Source organism: Stenomitos frigidus ULC18 (assembly GCF_003003795.1).
GTDB classification, from domain to species: Bacteria; Cyanobacteriota; Cyanobacteriia; order Leptolyngbyales; family Leptolyngbyaceae; genus Stenomitos; species Stenomitos frigidus_A.
Genome location: NZ_PVWK01000017.1, coordinates 1 through 19,816, shown reverse-complemented (window position 1 = coordinate 19,816; position 19,816 = coordinate 1). Strand labels below are relative to the sequence as shown.

Below are 19,816 nucleotides of genomic sequence, written 5' to 3'. Positions count from 1 at the left end.
GTTAATTCTGCCCCTCTCACCTCTCACCTCTCACCTCCCTTTAGCATTCAGCTTTCAGCCTTTATCCTTTCATTGATCGCACCCACATGTTTCCTTCAGTTGATGCAGCACGGCAGGAGCGAGTGCACCCCAGACGGGCGTGTTGACATGGGCGGCGCGCAAGCCGTCTGCTGTCCAGGAGTTGCAGGTTCTGAGCATGGAGTAGCGGCCTGTGGCGTCATAAAAGCTGCTGTCACCATCTTGTCCTGAACTAAGGCGCTGCTTGTTGCCCTGACGATCGGTTTGAAACGATGCTTCGAGAAAGTGCATCAGTTTGATGTAGTTGGCTTTGCTCAGGCTGACGCACTTTAGCGTTTCGTTGGGGTAATGGGGCACAGCGATATGTCCTTTGACAAAGAGTGCAGCGGGGTTTTGTAGTACCAGCGATCGCACCGCACTCGATAGGCTGACTTGATCCCACGAGGGCGTTTCAACATAAAAGATGCGATCGCCCCAGCCAAACTGGAGATACTGATAGTTAGCCGATGCTTTGCCGATCGTCGCCAAATTCAGATGCTGACTCCAGTCAAAGCCATCCATGCGTACAGGGACAAAAAAATTGGTGTGCATCCAGTCCCCAGAGACATAGACCCTAAACTTGCAGCCTGATTGTTGAGACGATGCGTGCCATTGTCGCGGGGTTAGCGCTGCGATCGTCAGTAGCGCGACGGTTCCCAATCCAACACACACACTATAAAGCCCGATCCGCCGCCGCATTGTCCTGTAGTTCATTAATGCATCAAATGTCTTGAGTTAACCTACCATTAAGCAAAAGAGCGCTTCACATTGAGCGACTTTAACCACAACTCTCCTGTTAAAAACGCTACTACTGTGATCGTCATTCGTGGGCAACAACGTGTAGACGCATTAGCGACTTCATCCTTGCCTATCCACTCCATCCTACGCTCAATCGCTAGCTGACAGCCGACCGCTTTATTGATGGGTTGTTTTTTCTAACCCGCTATCTTTTGTTACCTGACTATGGTGAAACAGCGACTTTTTCTTGGGTCTGTTGCCTTTGGCATCAGTTTTGGCATTAGCTTTGTGACGGGTCGCAATCTGGGCAACGCGATCGGGGCAGGCGCCACGACCACGGTGGCTACGATCGCGGCTGCACTGGTCGTCGATCGGAAGTACCACGGGCAAGCATACAACCGCATTGCCGACCTCAAAAACCATATTCAGGCGTTGCAGCAACGGCGTGCAGAAGCCTATCACGCCTATCAACAGCTAGAAGCAGAGAAAGAGCAGTTGGCAGTCAGTCTCGATACGCTGGCGATGCAGTCTGCTCAGCCACGGCTCATGAGTGCACCGTCTTCCAGAAGCCTGCCCCCGGCTCTCAAAGGGCTGAGTTGGGATTTATCAACAGCAGCCAGGACGCAGCCCCCGATCGAGGTGAAACCGTATGAACTACCCACCGAAATTTCAGCCGCGGACAGTGCAGCAAGCAGTCCGTGGGGTAACCCTGCGACGGGCAGACAGAGTGACACTCAAATAAACGATACCCTCAACCAGGAGCTACTTGCAGACGCGACCGCAGCCAAGCGCAAAATTGAAGCGAATCTGGCTGCACTCCAGGCAGAACTGAGTCAAATTAAAGGGCAAATCACGGACCATCGCCAAAATAGAGAGAAGCTCTCGCGGGAACTAGCAAACCTGAGAGAAGAAAAGCGGCAGCTCGAAGCCATTGCCAAAACGCTCAAAGGCGAAGTGAAGGATTTAGAAACCTGTCGGGTCGAACTAGAGCAGTTTTTAGCCTATGCAGAGGCGAAGAAGCACGAACTAGAAACAGGTACGAATCCCCTTCAGGAAGCGCTCAAGCAGCTACAAACGCAAGTCAGCTCACTGCAAGTAGAACTCAGCGTCCTCGAAGCGCAGATTCTCGATCGCCGCAGCCAAAAGGAAGCACTAGAGCAACAGTTAGAAGCGCTGGATGCGGCTCAGCTAGCTGTCACAATGCCACCCAAAGCGCCTGTAAAGCCTGAATTGAAAGGCAAGCATGGCAGCTCAAATGGCAGTAATGGGAATAGTGAGGCTTACTCCCAAAAAGCGATCGTCCATCAGGATGCCTTGCTCAAGCAGCCACTAGCAACAGCCAGTGTCCATCAGCCGACAACAGGCTCAGCTCAAACCAAAGCGACTGTTGCTGTGCCAGAGCCGATCGGCCTCGAAAAAACGTCATCCGACTTACCCAGCGAGTGGACTGAGTTTATGGTGCAGTTGCCAGAGTATGAGCTACAGGTCATTAAGGTAATTGTCGAGCAAAACCGTCCGGCAGCCGTGCTGAAGCATATTGCTGAGGAGAATCTCACGATGCCTGAGCTGTTGATCGATTCCATCAATGAGCGCGCACTAGAAACGATCGGCGACCTACTTATTGATGCGGGGTCAGGAGCGGGGTCGGCGACGATCGTGCGTGACCACCTCAAAACAGTCAAAAAGCTGCTCAAGACTTACGAATATCTGGCAAATTAAGGAATTTCATGCAGGGATGCAACGTTTTCAGTCACTGATCGTGCAACCGCGATCGTAACCAATCCCGGTTGCTCCATCTCACGAACGATCTGTTTGGGAATGCAGAGTTGAGATGTGGAGTGCGGGACACATGCCAAAAGAGCGGCAGCTTCAGCAACGCTAGGTGTGCTGACGGATGCTTCGATCGCGCTAGACGGACTGGGGATCGCCACCGATCGCAATACATCAGCCGAAAAATAACGTAACGGCAGCTGGCGATCGCGACAGAAGGTGATCAGACCCTCTTCATCAGCTTTGGTGTCAAGGGTCGCAATGCCCGCGATTGAGTCTTCTGACAAGGCATATGTTTGAAAGACGGTTCGAACCGCCTGCTCAATCACAACTTTGGGTGTACCCCGCTTACAGCCAATGCCCACCCAGAGATTTCTGAGCGGGCATTGGCTGCCTAACGTTTCAGTTTTAGAGTGCTTCACACGTGTTTTAGCTTCTGAGATCAGAGTCGCTCTGGAGCAGCGGAACTTTCGCCACTGACGCTGACACAGGACGACTGCTAGTCGTCAGGGTTGCCTGCAAGATCGGCGTTTGGGTAACAGCATTATTTGCCAGGGTAAACAAAGGGTTGGAGAGAATGCCTGCCAATGAGGTGACAATAACCGTCAGCACCAGACTGAACTGGAGCGATCGCATCCCAGGCAATTCCCAGCTAATAGCAGGGTAGTTTTTCACGGAATCAGACATTTCCTGCGGTTCTTTGACCACCATCATCTTCACTACACGGATGTAGTAGTAAATGGAGATCACGCTGGTAACCAAACCCAACAGCACCAGTCCGTAAGCTCCTGCTTGCCAGCCAGCCCAAAACAGGTAAATTTTACCGAAGAAGCCAACCAGCGGCGGAATGCCGCCCAGGGAGAGCAAGCACAGGCTTAAACAGAGCGTTAAGAGTGGATCTTTCTGGTACAGGCCCGCGTATTCGCTAATTTGATCGGTGCCTGTTCGCAACGAAAAGAGAATGACGCCTGTAAACGCACCCAGGTTCATGAACAGGTACGAGATCAGGTAAAAGAGGAGACTGGCGTAGCCCGCATCGCTGTCAATGACCAAACCAATCATCACGAAGCCAGCCTGACCAATGGAGGAGTACGCCAGCAGTCGCTTCATGCTGGTTTGCGCCAGCGCCACGACGTTCCCTAAAATCAGACTGAGAATAGCCAGCGCGTTCATCACCAAATGCCATTCTTCCGTCAGTAACGGGAAGGCGGTCACTAACAGGCGAATAGCCAGCGCAAACCCAGCCGCTTTAGAGCCCACTGAAAGGAAAGCAACAACGGGCGTAGGCGCACCTTCATAAACGTCTGGAGTCCACTGATGGAAAGGGACAGCCGCAATTTTGAAGGAAATCCCCGCGATCGCAAACACCAGCGCAATGACTAGACCCAACGACTGGGTTGATCCGGTATCGGCAATCTGAGCGGCAATACTGCTGAGCGTGGTTTTGCCACCCGACAGGCCATACAGCAGCGAAAGACCGTATAAGAAAATGGCAGAACTGGATGCCCCAATGAGCAGATACTTCAACGAAGCTTCATTGGAACGTGGGTCGCGCTTGGTGTAGCCCGTCAAGAGATACGACGAGATGCTGAGCGTTTCCAGCGAGACGAAAATCATGACCAGTTCGTCTGCACCCGACAGAAACATCCCACCGATCGTCGCCGTCAGCAAAATTGACAGAAACTCTGCCAAAGATGTCCCAGACTGGTCGATGTAGCTCACCGACATCAAAATGGTGATGACTGCCGACAGCGCGATGATGCCCCGGAAGAGGACGCTCAGCGAATCGCCGTTGAAGCTTCCCAGGAAGGCGATCGGGTCTGACGAATCCCACTGGTAGTAGAGAGCGACTACAGCCGCGAGGAGTCCGGCGATCGAGACATAAGGTGTCCAACGAGAGGAGGCCGTTCGCCCCACAATCAAATCACCCACAATCACGATCATGAGGGTAGTAATCACAATGCCTTCTGGCAGAATCGTCCCAGCGTTAAGCTGGGCAGCGAGCGTGGCGAAATCCATGAGATTTAGCTCTATGAATAAGATACGTTAGGGTTACGTGAAGGAGAGATGCCGATCGACCCTCTGAGCGATCAGGGAGTCGGGCGAGTCAGAAATCCTCTACAGTGGATTCTACATTGCAATTTACCGTAGCGCTGTATTCAACAGCATTGGGTTTAAAGTCAGTTGCACTTGCGATCGTCTCTATGCCATCTTGTTGAGACCCTCTGCTCAGTTTGATGAAGCACCCTTCCTACCACCAATGCAGCCCACGTCACGTCGCCAGTCATACCCTTTCACTCTAAAAATTACATTTCAGGAAACGCTCACTTCACCCTGTAGCCAATCCAATATTGGTTATAAGTAGAGACTGAGCCACCTGATTGCCGCGATATCCTTCTCAACGTTAACGATCCCATGTCAAAGCTTGTCATTGTCGAGTCACCCACCAAAGCGCGCACCATTCGCAATTACTTACCCGCTGGTTATCGGGTAGAAGCGTCCATGGGGCACGTGCGTGATTTGCCTCAGTCTGCGAGTGAGATCCCGGCAGGCGTAAAGGGCGAGAAATGGGCACCACTGGGCGTGAACGTGGAGGCTAACTTTGAGCCGCTATATGTCGTACCACAAGATAAAAAGAAGATCGTCAAAGAACTAAAGGAAGCCCTCAAAGGCGTCGACGAACTCTTTCTGGCCACTGACGAAGACCGGGAAGGTGAGAGCATTAGCTGGCATCTGCTGCAACTGCTCAAGCCCACTGTGCCCATCAGGCGCATGGTGTTTCATGAGATTACTGAGGATGCGATTCGCCAAGCCATCACCAATTGCCGCGATGTCGATGAACGGTTGGTACGCGCTCAAGAAACACGTCGCATTCTCGATCGCCTGGTGGGCTATACCCTTTCTCCCCTGTTGTGGAAAAAAATCGCGTTTGGGCTCTCTGCTGGACGCGTGCAGTCCGTCTCTGTGCGTCTGCTGGTCAGACGAGAGCGACAGCGACGGGCTTTTCGTCAAGGCAGCTACTGGGATCTGAAAGCGACGTTGGAGGCAGGAAGCCAGGAGAAGCAAACCTTTGAAGCGCGGTTGGTTACTCTAGCAGGCGTAAGAGTTGCCAACGGCAGCGATTTCGATGAGGCAACGGGACAGGTAATCGCTGGTCGCACGGTGGCGTTGCTAAACGAATCAGAGGCGCGGACGCTACAGGATCGGATTCGCGATCGTGCCTGGACAGTGACCAACCTGGAAGAGCGCCCTGTTACCCGCAAACCCTCTCCACCGTTCACCACGTCCACTCTGCAACAGGAGTCCAACCGCAAGTTAGGGCTCTCGGCGCGAGATACGATGCGAACCGCACAAAGCCTTTACGAGCAGGGCTACATTACCTACATGCGAACCGACTCTGTGAGTCTCTCGCAGCAAGCGATTACGGCTGCGCGCGATTGCGTTCAGTCGATGTATGGGGCCGAGTACCTCAGCCCTGAACCCCGGAAATATTCCACGAAGAGCAAAGGTGCTCAAGAAGCCCACGAAGCCATTCGTCCCTCCGGCAGTAGCTTCCGTACACCGCAGCAAACCGGGCTGAAAGACCGAGAATTTCGTCTCTACGACCTGATCTGGAAACGTACGGTCGCGACCCAGATGGCAGAAGTGCGCCAGACTCACGTGACGGTACAGATCCAGGTGGAAGATGCCGGTTTCCGTGCGAGCGGTAAGCGGATTGATTTTGCAGGCTTCTTCCGCGCCTATGTGGAAGGATCGGACGATCCCAATGCGGCGATCGAGGATCAGGAAGTGATTCTGCCTACGCTACGGGTCGGTGATACGCCTGGTTGTACTGATCTGGATGCGATCGGGCATGAGACGCAACCCCCTGCCCGGTTTACTGAAGCCTCGCTCGTCAAAACCTTGGAAAGTGAAGGCATCGGTCGCCCTAGTACCTACGCCAGCATTATCGGCACGATTATCGATCGTGGCTACGCCAATATGGTCGGCAATGCCTTGGTACCCACCTTTACAGCCTTTGCGGTCACTGCGCTGCTAGAAAAATACTTTCCTGATCTCGTAGACACTGGCTTTACTGCTCGGATGGAGCACGCCCTGGACGAAATTTCGACGGGTGCCGTTGAATGGCTCCCTTACCTGAAAGCTTTCTACCTGGGCGATACCGGCTTGGAGACCCAGGTCAAAGACCGCGAAAGCGAAATTGATCCGACCGAAGCCCGTACCGTCGACCTAGAGAACCTGGCAGCAAAGGTGCGTATCGGTCGCTTCGGTGCGTATATTGAGGCCGAGAATGGCGATGGCACGGTAAAAGCCTCAATACCTAAGGACTTGACACCAGCGGATCTCGATCCAGCACAGGTAGAAACGCTGTTGCGCCAAAAAACCGAAGGCCCCGATAAAGTCGGCTTTCATCCCGAAACAGGCGAACCGATTTACCTCAAAATTGGAGCCTACGGTCCGTATGTACAGCTCGGCGACGAATCCGAGGAAAACCCGAAGCCTAAACGCGCCTCGCTACCCAAGGGCGTTACGTCTGACACACTCACGCTGGAGCAGGCAGTGGGGTTGCTCCAGCTACCGCGATTGCTGGGCGTCCATCCCGAACTGGGCGGCAAAATTCAGGCGAGCCTGGGTCGCTTTGGTCCCTACGTTGTGTTGGATCAGGGCAAAGGTGTGAAGGAATATCGCTCGATCAAAGCAGGCGACGATGTGTTGACCATTACGCTCGATCGCGCCCTCGAAATGCTGGCAGAACCCAAAGCGGGACGTGGCAAACGCGGTGCAGCCAAACCCCTTCGAGAATTGGGTACCCACCCTGAAGACGGCGAACCCGTCAATATTTATGATGGCCCCTACGGTCCCTACATTAAGCACGGCAAGGTAAACGCTTCTCTACCCGAAGGCGAAACGGTGGAAGCGATCGCAATGGGAACTGCGGTAGAAGCACTCAACGCTAAAGCAGGCACTAAGAAAACCGGGCGATCGCGGAAAAGCAATACTGCGGCGGCGACCACTGAAACCACAAAAGCCGCCAGCACAACTAAAAAGACAGCCGCTAAGAAAACGGCTTCAGCCAAGACCACAACAGCTAAAAAAACCACGACTAAAACGAGCACGAAGAAAAAAGCTTCACCTGCTTGATGCTTCCCTATCGCGCTGAAACGATCGAGAGCTATCAGCATTCAGCGGTCAGCGGTCAGCAATGAATGGCAATACCGTTCTCCGTTCAAGTTTCGAATTGATGCTGATCACTGACTTTGAGTGCAGCTTTTAACTCGACTCCCTGCTGACTGCTGATAGCTGAACGCTGGCTGCCTTCCTAAGTCACGGCTTAGTCTTAGCGCTAACGCTAGCCTTGAGAACGGTTGGAGATGGCTCTGGCTCTGACTTGTTCGGCGTACATCGCACGCAACACCAGTGCCGGATCAACCCACTTGCCGGTATATTTCAGACCCCAGTGAAGGTGTGGCCCCGTCGTGCGGCCCGTCATACCCACGCGACCAATACGGACACCCGCTGGAATCATTTGCCCTTCCGGCAACTGAATACCGCCACTGCGATCGCTTAAATAACGAATGCCGTTTACAAGCTCGACCCGCCCTTTCATATGGCAGTAAACGTGTTCCCATTCACCCGATTGCACGACAACAGAAGTGCCACAGGCAGAATCATCCGATACTTCAACGACCTTTCCGGCCCACCAGTTGCGAATGTAGCTGCCTTCAGGCGCTGCCATATCAAGCCCTCGATGAAACTCCTGACCAGCAGAGCCATCGGGAGAGCCACGGAAACCGAAGGGAGAGGTGTATGCCTGAAAATTCTCTACTGGAAAAGATGCCCCACGCCAAGTGCCGCCCGATGTCGCAACTTGACCAGAGCCGGCTTCTGAAGCCTTCACAGTGGCCTGCTCTTTGCCGAACGAAAATACCCCTGCTAGCCCAAGACCTGTCAGAAAGAGAATCTGACTCGTTAACGTCAGTCTACGGCTCCATGAAGGGGTTGATCGTTGTCTCATTGCTTGCTCCTCAACTGCCTGACGAGTCTCTAAGGGATCGTTTGACGCTGTTCATAATCGATGAATGGATCGCTGCTATATTCACGGGCTACACCAGACGATATCCGGATAAACCGCTGTTACAGCTGTAAGAAAGCCTAGGCCTCTCTACAAAGGTGCCCGATGTATCTTACTGCACGATATTGATTGATGAACGTATTTTTTTGGTAAATCTACTACATAGAATTCGCGAAGAATTGGCTGACAAGTTTGGGGCAGTTGTCAGTGTTGTACTGAAGTGAATCACTGACAACTGCTGGCGATCGCTCACTGCTTTAGAGCCCCATCAATTTTAGAGTCTCATCAATCGGGCTTCTTCAACGGCGCGGTTGAGCTCAATCATGGCGGCATCACCGCCCTGTGGAGTCAAATCACTATGAACCGTCTTTGCTAAACCCTTATACGCAGCTTCAACGACTGTTAACGGCGCATCAGGCGAAACATAGAGCACCTTCCACCAGGGCTTGCGGCGGGGAGAGGCTTCAACGGGAATGCTGACCGCTTTATAGCCTGCGAACTCGCGATCGAACGTCGCGCAACGGTGCAATTGGCTCAGCATTCGCTTTTCACGAAGAAGCTGTCCAATATCGCGCATATTGCCTTGTACTGCTTCAAAGTCGTCACAGGCAAAAAGATAAGGCACCCCATTCAACGTAAACGAAACAGCAACCCCAGGATCAGCAGGCGTTTCGTAGTGTTCAGGATAGCCAGGAAAAGCAGGTAACGGCTCCACGTTACAACTGATGACGATATCGGTTGCCTCAAGTGACTGGAGCTCGTAGAGTAAATCATCTGTGGCGCGTGCAAGCGAAATCTTCGATCGCACGGGTTCTCTCTGGTCAAGTCGTTGTCTGCTTATAGCCCATAGCAGTGGGTATTCTAGTTTAGGAGTAGTACGTCCCATCAATGTAGTCTCCTGTTGATGCCCAGAGACACAATCCTTTCAAACTGCCTCTGGCAAAAATTCAAACCAATATAATGCCGATAATGGTCAAAAGTTTCCAGAGTTTAGAGGGTGAGTTCGGCTAAACCCAGGTAACGAATGCCTAAGGGAGAGATGTCAAAGCGGCAGGGAAGGACGTGTAAACCGAGCGCGATCGCCTCTCTCAACAATTGCCCGTAAAGGGGATCGGCACTGTCTCCCGGCGCAAAGTAAAGACAGTCATTGCGATTAATAAAATAGAGCATGACTGCTGTCGCCTCAGGTAGCAATGCGGTTAGCTCGCGCAAGTGCTTTTGTCCGCGTGTGGTCACCGTGTCGGGAAACAGCGCCAGCCTGCCCTGCACCCAGGTTGTGTTTTTGACTTCAACGTAGATCGGGCGATCGCGTCCCTCTAGCAAAAAATCCACCCGGCTTTTCTTTTCTTGTCCATAGGGCACCTCCATCCGAATTTGGCTGTATTCGCCTAGTTCTGGGATCACCTTTGCCAGCAGCGCCAGATTCACCACGCGATTCGGCAAACTGGTGTTGACACCCACCCAGGTTGGTTGCGTATCGCAGACCTCTGTCATCTCCCAGGTGTAGGGCAATTTACGGTTTGGATTGTCGCTGGCAGACACATACACCTTGTTACCAGGAAGGCAAACACCTGTCATCGGGCCTGTATTGGGACAATGTGCCGTAATCACTTCGCCCGATGCAAGCTCAATATCAGCAAAAAAACGCTTGTATCGTTTGAGCAGAATCCCAGCATAAAGAGTTGGGTAGTGATAAAGAAATTCAGCCATATAGCGATTAATTAGCAACCATAAAGAAACGTACAAAGCCCCTTCCTTGAAAGGGTTGAAGGTTTTCTTCTGCGTCAGCAAGGCAGCCTCAAGTAGCAAGGTTGATTGTTAGTGAACAGTAACGGCTGTGATGAGTAGAGAAGCTCCTGTAATACAATAGATCCTTAAACACTCGTCAGTCTTTCCTGCGTCTACACTGCCAGGCACTTCCCTTATGACATCTTCAATTCGCTTTCTTATGTGCGCGCCTGACCATTACGACGTGGATTATGTCATTAATCCGTGGATGGAAGGCAACCTACACAAGTCTTCTCGCGATCGCGCCGTTGAGCAGTGGCAGCAGTTATTTCACACCCTCAAAGACCATGCGATCGTAGATTTGGTGAAGCCTGAAAAAGGCGTCCCGGACATGGTTTTCACGGCGAATGCAGGGTTGGTACTGGGCGATACAGCAGTACTGAGTCGCTTTTTCCACAAAGAGCGGCAGGGTGAAGAGCCGTTCTTTAAAGCATGGTTGGAAGCGCATGGGTTTACGGTGCATGAACTGCCGAAAGATTTGCCTTTTGAAGGGGCAGGCGATGCGTTGTTCGATCGTGAGGGACGCTGGCTGTGGGCCGGTTATGGTTTTCGCTCAGAACTAGACTCCCATCCGTACCTCGCTCGCTGGTTAGACATTGAAGTGCTGTCGTTGCGGTTGATGGATGAGCGATTCTATCACCTCGATACGTGCTTTTGTCCCTTAACGGACGGCTATTTGCTGTATTATGCACCTGCTTTTGACGCCTACTCCAATCGCTTGATTGAAATGCGCGTCCCAGAAGCCAAGCGCATTGCGATCGGCGAAGAGGATGCGGTCACGTTTGCGTGCAATGCGGTCAATATTGATCGCACGATCGTCCTCAACAAAGCCAGCGACAAGCTGAAACAGAGGCTAGAATCAGCGGGCTTTCAGGTTATTGAAACACCCCTGACCGAATTTTTGAAGGCTGGCGGTGCTGCAAAATGCTTAACGCTGCGGGTTACAGAACCTGTTCAGGTGGACGTGCATGCCAGTGCCTCCGTCGAAAGTCGTGTTGTGCGGATGGATGGTCATTTGTTGGATGCAGGACTGATCAACCAGGCACTGGATCTGATTGTGGATGGAGGCGGTAGCTTCCAGGTACTCAATTTCAATTTGGGCGAACAGCGACAAAGTACCTCATCGGCTGAGGTCAAAGTGACTGCGCCATCCCATGAGGTGATGGAAACGCTGATGACCCAGCTCATCGATTTGGGTGCGTTGCCACCACCGCAGGACGTTTGCGACAGTATTTTAGAGACCGTGACGCAAGCAGGCGTTTCGCCCGACGATTTCTACGTCACAACCATCTATCCCACCGAAGTGCGCGTGCAGTGCGACTGGGTGAAGGTGCGCGGGCAGCGGATGGATGCCGCGATCGTCGTGCGTGAAACGCCCAGCGGTCTCGATGCCTATTGCAGCCTGTTGCGCGATTTACAGGTAGGCGATCGGGTCATCGTTGGTGTGGAAGGCATTCGCACCATTCGCAAAACAGAGTCACGCGAACAGCGCAACACTCAGGAGTTCAGCTTCATGGGTGCGGGTGTTTCCAGTGAACGGCGCGTGGAACTGGTCGTGGAACAGATTGCCTGGGAACTCCGCCAGATTCGTGATCAAGGCGGCAAAGTTGTAGTGAGCGCTGGCCCGGTGGTGATTCATACGGGTGGCGGTGAGCATCTGGCGCATCTGGTGCGAGAAGGCTATGTGCAGGCTCTCTTGGGCGGCAACGCGATCGCCGTTCACGACATCGAACAGTCCATGATGGGCACCTCTCTCGGTGTGGACATGAAGCGTGGGGTGTCCGTCCGCGGTGGACACCGTCATCATCTGAAGGTCATCAACACAATCCGTCGCTATGGCAGCATTGCAAAAGCGGTTGAGCAAGGTGTTGTCACAAGTGGCATTTTGTATGAGTGTGTTCAGCACAACGTACCATTCTCACTCGCTGGCTCCATTCGCGATGATGGTCCGCTGCCCGACACGCAGATGGACTTAATCAAAGCGCAAGAGGACTATGCACGGTTGATTCAAGGCGCAGATCTCATTCTGATGCTCTCGTCCATGCTGCACTCGATCGGCGTTGGCAACATGACGCCTGCTGGCGTGAAAATGGTCTGCGTGGATATCAACCCTGCTGTCGTGACGAAATTAAGCGATCGGGGCTCCGTCGAATCCGTGGGCGTGGTGACGGATGTCGGGCTCTTCCTGAGCCTGTTGGTGCAGCAGCTAGACAAGTTAACGAGCCCATACCACGTTGCTTAAACAGCATCAAGCAAAGTAACCTTCGTACGGAAATATTTGGCTTGAGGAGAGATGACTGGTCACTCTCCTCATTTTTGCTGAAAACTCTCCTATTTTTTGCTGAGGAAATAATCACTCAGTTTGTGTGATGCTTATGGTAGTTTTCTAGTCGGTTATCGAAAAATGAATCCAATCGCTACGGTGGAACCAGAAATGTTAACAAGCAGTCAGCTACTTTGTGGAGTGAGCGAGTGAGCCTGTTGATTAACTGCCTACAGAGCGTGGAGATTAAGGGTGCTGAAGCTGTTGAACGTTTTGTGAGCAACATTCCAAACCAACCTCGCGCTATGAAGCCCCCTAGCTCCTGTGGAAAACCTGACCTATCTCTATGTCCTAGCTGAAGAATCTGAGTCAGCGCCAATCAACCCAAAGGCGCAGCAAAGCCACTCATGGCAATCAGTTTTACCGCTGTCGAACCGGGCAGAACCAACGCAAGAGCCTGTCGTTGATAACGATCGCGAACATCAGCCGTATCCAACCTTCTACCTGTAATCAGGATCATCCCCGTATTGACGGTGGTCAGTCACGTTAACGTCTGCATAAAATCAAGCAGCTGGTGCGCCATGTGGAGTTTGCTGCAAGGTTCAACGATATGCTGACGACCGCGATGATCAATCAGCACCGCTTGATTAGAATCACTACCAAAGCCACTGTTGGGTTGATCAATGGGATTGGCGGCGATCGCATCCAGTTTCTTGCGCTGGAGTTTTTCTAAGGCGGGTGTCACAATGTCGCCACTCTGCGCTGCAAAGCCAATCAATTTTTGGTGTGGCTGTTTCAATGCCGCCAGTGCCGCCACAATATCTGGCACAGTCTCTAGCGGTAGAGCAGAGGGGAGCGATCGCTTGGGCAGTTTCTCTTGGCTATAGCTGGCAGGCCTCACATCTGCAACGGCAGCCGCCATAATCGTCCAGTCTGCTTCCGGGAAGCAATGGAGTAGCGCTTGCTGCATGGCATCGGCACTGGTGACTGAAAAGGCTTGTATTTCCGGCAAAGTGGCAATTTGCGCGTCTAAAGCCGATTCTAAAGCCCCGTGCACAAGTTTAACCGTTGCCCCCCGATGCAAGGCAGCCTGTGCAAGAGCGATACCCATTTTCCCCGTTGACGGATTGCCAATAAAACGAACGGGATCCAGAAATTCGCGAGTGCCGCCAGCACTGATTAAAACGTGCTTTCCAACCAGGTCGCGCTGCCCTTTGGTGTAAAGCAATGATTCAACATGAGACAGGATAGCAGTTGGTTCAGCCATGCGCCCAGAACCTACACGATCGCACGCCAAGATGCCAGAACCAGGAGCAAGCGTATGCATCCGTGGTTCTGCCTGCGCTGACTGCCAGTTTCGCTGTACGGGCGGCTGTTCCCACATGTCTGTATTCATTGCAGGCGCAAGCAACACGGGACAGGTAGATGCCAGCACCGTGTTCGTCAGCAGGTTGTCTGCCATGCCATAGACTAACTTTGCCAGCGTATTGGCAGTCAGCGGCGCAAGGACAAAGAGGTCAGCCCATTCACCCAGTTCAATGTGCAACGGGCGATCGTGCGTGGTCTGCCAGAAAGACTCATCTGTATACGCGGCATGACGGCACAGCGTTGCGATAGTCAGCGGTGTAATAAACGCTTGTGCAGAATTAGTTAGAATCGCGCGCGTTTCAACTCCCTGCTTTGCCAGAGTTGAGATGACTTCGCAAACTTTGTATGCCGCAATACCGCCGCTAATGCCAATGAGAACACGTTTCCCCTGCATTCTGTCAGGCTTCGTCGTAGGCTTCCATATCTAGTAGGTAGAGGTAGGGCTCGACCATTTCTGGACGCTGGAAGGCAATCTTCCGCAGGAGATGCCAGTCACTCAGCCCCTCGAAGGCATTGACGTAATCATCCTTTTCAAGACGAATAGCAAGTTCTGCTACGTCTGTAGTGGTCAACTTGGTCACATCCAACTGTTCAATGCTTAGAGTCGCCATCATTACCACCTCTTTCGTAAAACACCCAGGCCATGCATTGACTCTCGTCAACTGACTCCAGGTATAAGCCCGTACTACATGTTACTCCACACGATTCATTCATGCGAAGCTCTAACAGTTTAATTATTATTAGGCAACAACTCTTCAACAAAACTTTGTACTTGTTTGAGCACCAGCGGTTGAATTTCGTGTCCCATATCAAATTCTTGGTAGCGCACGCTTACACCCAGAGCTTGCAAGTTACGCAGCGACTGTTGTGCTGCGGATAGGGGAACCACCAGATCTTGCCTACCATGCACCATCAGCGTTGGCGGAAAGGCAGCCTGCTGGTGGGCGATCGGTGCATGTAGATAGCCACTTAAGACCATCAACCCTGCTAACGGTAGCCCCAGGCCAACATCCAACGTCATCGCAGCACCCTGAGAGAACCCTCCAAGAATGGTGCGGGAGAGCGGCACCCCGGTTGTTTCTGGCAGAGCTTTGATGAGGTCAGTAAGCAACTGACGACTGGTAGAAAGGTCGTCGCGGGAGGCAAACGCCGGTGTGCTTTGAAAATTGAAGTTGCCAGGAAAGTCGTACCACATTCTGCCACCTGCAGCATACGGATGCGCGAAGGGTGCATCCGGAAAAACCAGTTGGTAATCAGGCAAGCCGATGAATGGCGCTAAAGAGAACACATCCTGAGCGCTGGCACCCCAACCATGCAAAATAACAATCAATCCTTGCGGGGGCTCACCGGTGGCCGGTGGAACAGTAATCACTTGCAGGGTCACAGGGCTTTTCCTAATAAATGCTGCAAGGCTCATAGTAGCGCGGGGTAAGCTTGCTGGTATAGCGTTCAGTTCCCTGCCTCATCCTCCAGTACACTAATCTAGGGTTTTACGGGAGTTGAGAAGCATGGCACAACTGGCATTGCTCAGTGTATCTGACAAAACAGGGCTGATTGAACTGGCGCATAGCCTGGTGGCTGAATTTGGTTTTGACTTGATTAGCAGCGGTGGGACGGCTCAAGCGTTGAAGGCAGCTGGACTACCGGTCACCAAAGTTTCGGATTACACCGGATCGCCTGAAATTCTGGGTGGTCGGGTGAAAACGCTTCATCCGCGAGTGCATGGCGGCATCCTGGCGCGGCGAGATGTACCAGAAGATGTAGCAGATTTGGACGCCCAGAAAATCCGCCCGATCGATCTCGTAGTCGTTAACCTGTACCCGTTTGAGCAGACGATCGCAAAACCAAATGTCTCTCTGACCGAGGCGATCGAGCAAATTGACATTGGTGGCCCAGCGATGATCCGTGCCTCTGCCAAAAATCATGCTCATGTCACGATTCTATGTAGCGCGACTCAATACAACGACTACCTGGAAGAACTGCGTCAGAACAACGGTACAGCATCGCCATTCTTCCGGCAGAAGGCAGCACTGAAAGCGTTTCAACATACGGCGAATTATGATCGAGCGATCGCGGCATATCTGGAAGAGCAGTCAGTGGTCAGCGGTCAGCGGTCAGCAGAGTTAGCAGGATCGCTGCCTGAGACGTTTAAGTTAGTGGGAACGCAACTGCAGGCCTTGCGGTATGGCGAAAACCCGCATCAACCGGCAGCGTGGTATCAAACGGGCGCGATCGCCACGGGATGGGCAGCGGCGACCAAACTTCAGGGCAAGGAACTGAGCTACAACAATCTGGTGGATCTAGAAGGCGCACGACAAATTATTGCGGAGTTTAGTGATCCCAGTAGTGATCCAGCCGCCGCGATCGTGAAACACACCAATCCTTGTGGTGCAGCCTTGGGCGCAACCTTAGCAGAAGCGTACCAAAAAGCGTTTGATGCCGATTCAACGTCGGCCTTTGGCGGCATTGTTGCTCTGAACCGTCCCATTGATGCTGATACCGCAATCGCACTCAGCAAGACTTTTTTAGAATGCGTTGTGGCTCCTGGATGTGAGACAGATGCAGCCACGATTCTCAGCGCCAAGAAAAACCTCAGAGTCCTGGTTTTGCCAGATTTAACCAGTGGACCCAAGGAAACGGTCAAAGCGATCGCTGGTGGCTTTCTGACACAAACATCAGACGATCGCGCAGTCGATCCGACCCAATGGAAAGTCGTCACCGAAAAGCAGCCCACAGACGCGCAATTAGAAGAACTACTATTCGCCTGGAAGCTCTGCAAGCATGCGAAATCTAACGCCATTGTGGTGACGCGCGATCGAGCGACCTTGGGCGTTGGTGCTGGACAAATGAACCGCGTCGGCTCCGTCAAAATCGCTCTAGAGCAAGCAGGCGATCGAGCCCAGGGAGCCGTCCTTGCCAGCGATGGCTTTTTCCCCTTTGATGATTCTGTGCGGACAGCAGCAGCAGCAGGCATTAGCACGATCGTTCAACCGGGCGGTAGTCTCCGCGATCAAGATTCCATTAACGCTGCCAATGAACTAGGGATCGTCATGGTACTGACAGGTCTGCGGCATTTCTTGCATTAGTAAGGAGAGGGGTGAAGAGAGAGGAGTGAGGGGAGGGGAAAAAGGCTTGAGTTTTGAGGTGATTGAGCGGTCAGCGATCAGCAATCAGCTTTCTTCTAAAAGCTAAAAAACCCTGCTGCCCTTTGCCTCTTCTACTCCCCACTCCCTACTCCCCACTCTCTACTACCGCTAAAACCCCTTCTGCTGCATCATTGTCAACAGTCCCTGCTGCCCCAGCAGAATTTCGCGCACAAAGCTAAAGATGGCCACCCAGAGAATAGGCGTAATATCGACCCCCCCTATGGGTGAGATGATTTTTCGTGATGGTGCCAGAAATGGCTCGGTCGGCACTGCAATTACATTAAAAGGGAAGCGCGTCAAGTCAACTTGGGGATACCAGGTCAACACAATGCGAAAGATGAAGAGAAAGGTCATGGCACTGAGCAGTAGACCGAGCAGCAAAGAGGCGATCGCAACAAAATCCATAAGTCAGCAAATCAGTTTATAAGTCAAGTAACTGTTCTTTACTGCTGATTTTAACGCCATTTATACCCCTACCAGTGAGGAAAGCCGCTCTGCCATTAGAAATCCTTTTGCTAAATCGGCTTCTCAAGTGTGTAACAGACCGTTAAACTGATGATCAAGATAGTGTTATACAAAGAGGCAAACGACTTATGACTCCTGCTTTAATGAACTTTTTCATCAGCCTGCTGGCAGGTGGTGTTGTGGTTGGTGGCATTTTCGGTGCACTCCTTTTCATCAGCCAGAAGGATAAGATTCAACGCGGTTAGACATTGCTCTCATCGCGCCTTGCCGAGAGTGGATCGAAACTTGAGTGAATCAAAAACGAGTAAAACCCTGGTTGAGGTAAGAACAGACTTACGATTCTGTTTTTAGGGCGATTCCAGGGTTTGGCGTTAAAGAGGATGTTTACAAGGCTCCGGCGAAAACCGTGGCTACACAAATCAAATCCGTCTAAACGGACTCAGAGAAAGCAAGGGGTTCCGCTACCTGCGGAGGCAGTTTATAGCCCTTCGGGCATCGCTGCTCTAGTGGGTGTGAGCTGTGACTGCAGTCACCAATCCTATTTCAAAGCCGCCAGGATGTTCCAGCCTGGTGAGGCCATCCAGCCTGTCAGATCTTCAGTTAGCCTATAGTTAGGGAATACTGATTACAGTGCTGCATCCTTCCAACTGCTTGGCGAATAGGGTTTTCGATGCCATCATACGTTTTGTGCTTTCTGAACGAGTTCAAAGTTTGAGCGAGTTTTTTGTTTCACAATGATAGCGCCCTAAAGAGAGCGTTGTTTTTGCTCCGGTTTGTTGGAGATTTCGGCATCAGTCGTTAACATAGGATGTACTTAGGAGAGGGATGCGATGGTAAACGCCTCACTGAATTGGGCGAGTTTTGTGGGTATAGCACTAGCCGCTTCTGGCGCTGGTCTTTACGCGTTACGATCGCTGCGTCCCAGACTTGCCCGTGACCACGACATTTTCTTTGCTGCGATCGCACTCCTTTGCGGCGGCATCCTCTTTTTTCAAGGTTGGCGGTTAGATCCGATCTTGCAGTTCAACCAGTTTTTGCTGGCAGGTACAGCAATCTTTTTCGCATATGAAAGTATTCGTCTGCGCGGTGCTGCTACAGAACAGGCAAAACGAAACACGCCGATTGTTGATGATGAGCGTCCCGTCAGTCGGGTGTATCGGGCAGATTTAGAAGAACTGAACCCCTACGAGGATCGCCCTGCCACTCGACGAATTCGCGGTACTCGTGATGTTCGTTCTGAGCGCGATGAGTATGATGATGAGTCAAGTCGTCGTCCGACAAACCGTACCAGTGAAGCTCGATTAGGTACTGGCGATCGCACACGCAAACGTCGCCCTCGCCCGACTGATGATGCTCCAAGTGTGCCCAGTGGCACTCGCGAAGATGCTGATCTTTGGGATGATAGACCGACTCGTAGTCGTGGCACAGCCTCCTCACGGTCAGGCAATCAGCCACCTTCTTCCCGCCCAAGACGTTCTCGTCCAGTGTCCGATGACGTAGCTACGCCTCGTGATCGTCGCCCTGAGTCACGCAATGGTGTTTCTTCAGACTATTCTGCTTCAGAATATGTTGACTACCGTCCCGTTGATACGGATGAAGAGGACAACTGGGGCAACTACTAGAGAATTCAACAGCTTTGTGCTGTAGGCTTGTTGTCTGTAGCTTTGTGAACGGTGAGGAACAGCAGCTTGGAAAGGCTTCTGGAAGCTACTGCAACAGTGAGCCATAGTCATTGCAGGGACAGTAAAAGAGGGAAATGGTATTGGTTTAACGCGAGTATTCGTTTAGGGTTGCTCGCTAGCTTAACCGTTGCGTGCGGCACTCAAGAGGGTTCGCCTACTGTATCGGCTGAGTTTGACAGCCGCCACAATGATGAACAGCCAGCGCTTAGCGGAGACGGTCGCTTTCTTGCTTTTGTCTCAAACCGCAACGGCAATCGCGGTATTTTGCTGTATGACCTGAAGCAGCGCCAATTGGTCGATTTGCCTCGCTTAAACCGAGGCGACGCGATCGCTGAATCACCCAGCTTAAGCTATACAGGGCGTTATATTGTTTACGTTACTAGCGCTAGTGGTCTGTCAATTAATTGTTGACGGGTCACAAGGGGGTAAAGTTGAGAAGGATTCCCTTGCCTTCAATTGAATGACG

The 19,816-nt window shown here is 52.2% G+C and carries 18 protein-coding genes; 8 read left to right on the top strand and 10 right to left on the bottom strand.

What is annotated here, in order from left to right; all coding sequences use genetic code 11:
* Positions 1 to 69: 69 nt before the first annotated feature.
* Positions 70 to 771 carry a TIGR02117 family protein gene (locus tag C7B82_RS03610; RefSeq protein ID WP_106254944.1) on the bottom strand — a complete coding sequence of 234 codons (702 nt, stop codon included), beginning with the start codon at positions 769 to 771 and terminating at the stop codon, positions 70 to 72.
* A gap of 252 nt (positions 772 to 1,023) precedes the next feature.
* On the opposite strand from C7B82_RS03610, the gene C7B82_RS03605 reads away from it, so the two are divergent.
* Positions 1,024 to 2,514: a tellurite resistance TerB C-terminal domain-containing protein gene (locus C7B82_RS03605; RefSeq protein ID WP_181357336.1), complete on the top strand. Its 1,491-nt coding sequence runs from the start codon at positions 1,024 to 1,026 to the stop codon at positions 2,512 to 2,514.
* Here C7B82_RS03605 and C7B82_RS03600 read toward each other — a convergent pair.
* A complete protein-coding gene (locus tag C7B82_RS03600; protein ID WP_181357335.1) occupies positions 2,511 to 2,987 on the bottom strand; it encodes a cobalamin biosynthesis protein in 477 nt (158 codons plus the stop codon). The genes C7B82_RS03605 and C7B82_RS03600 overlap by 4 nt on opposite strands.
* A 7-nt stretch (positions 2,988 to 2,994) precedes the next feature.
* The gene (locus C7B82_RS03595; protein ID WP_106254941.1) at positions 2,995 to 4,584 is read right to left on the bottom strand and encodes an NAD(P)H-quinone oxidoreductase subunit N; all 1,590 of its coding nucleotides are present in this window, start codon (positions 4,582 to 4,584) and stop codon (positions 2,995 to 2,997) included.
* A gap of 396 nt (positions 4,585 to 4,980) precedes the next feature.
* Between C7B82_RS03595 and topA the strand changes: the two genes are divergently transcribed.
* Positions 4,981 to 7,707, top strand: a complete 2,727-nt coding sequence (gene topA / locus C7B82_RS03590; RefSeq protein ID WP_106254940.1) for a type I DNA topoisomerase — start codon at positions 4,981 to 4,983, stop codon at positions 7,705 to 7,707.
* A gap of 208 nt (positions 7,708 to 7,915) precedes the next feature.
* Here the strand turns inward: topA and C7B82_RS03585 are convergent, their stop codons facing one another.
* The 3 genes from C7B82_RS03585 to sfsA form a co-directional block, all read right to left on the bottom strand.
* Positions 7,916 to 8,581, bottom strand: a complete 666-nt coding sequence (locus C7B82_RS03585; RefSeq protein WP_106254939.1) for a M23 family metallopeptidase — start codon at positions 8,579 to 8,581, stop codon at positions 7,916 to 7,918.
* A 331-nt stretch (positions 8,582 to 8,912) separates the two neighbouring features.
* Positions 8,913 to 9,446 (bottom strand): hypothetical protein, encoded by a 534-nt coding sequence (locus tag C7B82_RS03580; RefSeq protein ID WP_106254938.1) that lies wholly within the window; start codon positions 9,444 to 9,446, stop codon positions 8,913 to 8,915.
* A gap of 182 nt (positions 9,447 to 9,628) precedes the next feature.
* A complete protein-coding gene (gene sfsA / locus C7B82_RS03575; protein WP_339375161.1) occupies positions 9,629 to 10,384 on the bottom strand; it encodes a DNA/RNA nuclease SfsA in 756 nt (251 codons plus the stop codon).
* A gap of 178 nt (positions 10,385 to 10,562) precedes the next feature.
* Here sfsA and argZ point away from each other — a divergent pair, with 178 nt between their 5' ends.
* Both argZ and C7B82_RS03565 read left to right on the top strand, forming a co-directional pair.
* On the top strand, positions 10,563 to 12,668 hold the full coding sequence (gene argZ, locus C7B82_RS03570) for a bifunctional arginine dihydrolase/ornithine cyclodeaminase (RefSeq protein ID WP_106254937.1): 2,106 nt from the start codon (positions 10,563 to 10,565) through the stop codon (positions 12,666 to 12,668).
* A gap of 345 nt (positions 12,669 to 13,013) precedes the next feature.
* On the top strand, positions 13,014 to 13,199 hold the full coding sequence (locus tag C7B82_RS03565; RefSeq protein WP_106254936.1) for a hypothetical protein: 186 nt from the start codon (positions 13,014 to 13,016) through the stop codon (positions 13,197 to 13,199).
* A 31-nt stretch (positions 13,200 to 13,230) separates the two neighbouring features.
* Here C7B82_RS03565 and coaBC read toward each other — a convergent pair whose 3' ends face one another.
* The 3 genes from coaBC to C7B82_RS03550 form a co-directional block, all read right to left on the bottom strand.
* On the bottom strand, positions 13,231 to 14,451 hold the full coding sequence (gene coaBC / locus C7B82_RS03560) for a bifunctional phosphopantothenoylcysteine decarboxylase/phosphopantothenate--cysteine ligase CoaBC (RefSeq protein WP_106254935.1): 1,221 nt from the start codon (positions 14,449 to 14,451) through the stop codon (positions 13,231 to 13,233).
* 4 nt (positions 14,452 to 14,455) lie between these two features.
* Positions 14,456 to 14,668, bottom strand: coding sequence for a protein IsiD (isiD, locus tag C7B82_RS03555; protein ID WP_106255102.1), 213 nt, complete (start codon positions 14,666 to 14,668; stop codon positions 14,456 to 14,458).
* Positions 14,669 to 14,787: 119 nt separating this feature from the next.
* Complete coding sequence (locus C7B82_RS03550; protein ID WP_106255101.1) at positions 14,788 to 15,441, bottom strand: alpha/beta hydrolase; 654 nt, start codon at positions 15,439 to 15,441, stop codon at positions 14,788 to 14,790.
* Positions 15,442 to 15,565: 124 nt separating this feature from the next.
* On the opposite strand from C7B82_RS03550, the gene purH reads away from it, so the two are divergent.
* Positions 15,566 to 17,143, top strand: coding sequence for a bifunctional phosphoribosylaminoimidazolecarboxamide formyltransferase/IMP cyclohydrolase (gene purH, locus C7B82_RS03545; RefSeq protein ID WP_106254934.1), 1,578 nt, complete (start codon positions 15,566 to 15,568; stop codon positions 17,141 to 17,143).
* Positions 17,144 to 17,311: 168 nt separating this feature from the next.
* Here the strand turns inward: purH and C7B82_RS03540 are convergent, their stop codons facing one another.
* Positions 17,312 to 17,608 (bottom strand): YggT family protein, encoded by a 297-nt coding sequence (locus C7B82_RS03540; protein WP_106254933.1) that lies wholly within the window; start codon positions 17,606 to 17,608, stop codon positions 17,312 to 17,314.
* Between the two features lie 188 nt (positions 17,609 to 17,796).
* On the opposite strand from C7B82_RS03540, the gene C7B82_RS03535 reads away from it, so the two are divergent.
* The 3 genes from C7B82_RS03535 to C7B82_RS03525 all read left to right on the top strand — a co-directional run bounded on the left by C7B82_RS03535 (position 17,797) and on the right by C7B82_RS03525 (position 19,761).
* Positions 17,797 to 17,913, top strand: a complete 117-nt coding sequence (locus C7B82_RS03535; RefSeq protein ID WP_106254932.1) for a photosystem II reaction center X protein — start codon at positions 17,797 to 17,799, stop codon at positions 17,911 to 17,913.
* A 585-nt stretch (positions 17,914 to 18,498) separates the two neighbouring features.
* Positions 18,499 to 19,290 (top strand): Ycf66 family protein, encoded by a 792-nt coding sequence (locus tag C7B82_RS03530; RefSeq protein WP_106254931.1) that lies wholly within the window; start codon positions 18,499 to 18,501, stop codon positions 19,288 to 19,290.
* A 168-nt stretch (positions 19,291 to 19,458) separates the two neighbouring features.
* Complete coding sequence (locus tag C7B82_RS03525; protein ID WP_245939715.1) at positions 19,459 to 19,761, top strand: TolB family protein; 303 nt, start codon at positions 19,459 to 19,461, stop codon at positions 19,759 to 19,761.
* The last annotated feature ends 55 nt before the right edge of the window (positions 19,762 to 19,816 follow it).

Excerpts from the sequence above, each read along its gene's own strand:
- C7B82_RS03595 (WP_106254941.1), bottom strand. The coding sequence starts at position 4,584 with ATGGATTTCGCCACGCTCGCTGCCCAGCTTAACGCTGGGACGATTCTG.
- C7B82_RS03585 (WP_106254939.1), bottom strand. The coding sequence starts at position 8,581 with ATGAGACAACGATCAACCCCTTCATGGAGCCGTAGACTGACGTTAACG.
- topA (WP_106254940.1), top strand. The coding sequence starts at position 4,981 with ATGTCAAAGCTTGTCATTGTCGAGTCACCCACCAAAGCGCGCACCATT.
- isiD (WP_106255102.1), bottom strand. The coding sequence starts at position 14,668 with ATGGCGACTCTAAGCATTGAACAGTTGGATGTGACCAAGTTGACCACT.
- C7B82_RS03530 (WP_106254931.1), top strand. The coding sequence starts at position 18,499 with ATGGTAAACGCCTCACTGAATTGGGCGAGTTTTGTGGGTATAGCACTA.
- purH (WP_106254934.1), top strand. The coding sequence starts at position 15,566 with ATGGCACAACTGGCATTGCTCAGTGTATCTGACAAAACAGGGCTGATT.
- argZ (WP_106254937.1), top strand. The coding sequence starts at position 10,563 with ATGACATCTTCAATTCGCTTTCTTATGTGCGCGCCTGACCATTACGAC.
- C7B82_RS03540 (WP_106254933.1), bottom strand. The coding sequence starts at position 17,608 with ATGGATTTTGTTGCGATCGCCTCTTTGCTGCTCGGTCTACTGCTCAGT.
- C7B82_RS03610 (WP_106254944.1), bottom strand. The coding sequence starts at position 771 with ATGAACTACAGGACAATGCGGCGGCGGATCGGGCTTTATAGTGTGTGT.
- C7B82_RS03535 (WP_106254932.1), top strand. The coding sequence starts at position 17,797 with ATGACTCCTGCTTTAATGAACTTTTTCATCAGCCTGCTGGCAGGTGGT.
- coaBC (WP_106254935.1), bottom strand. The coding sequence starts at position 14,451 with ATGCAGGGGAAACGTGTTCTCATTGGCATTAGCGGCGGTATTGCGGCA.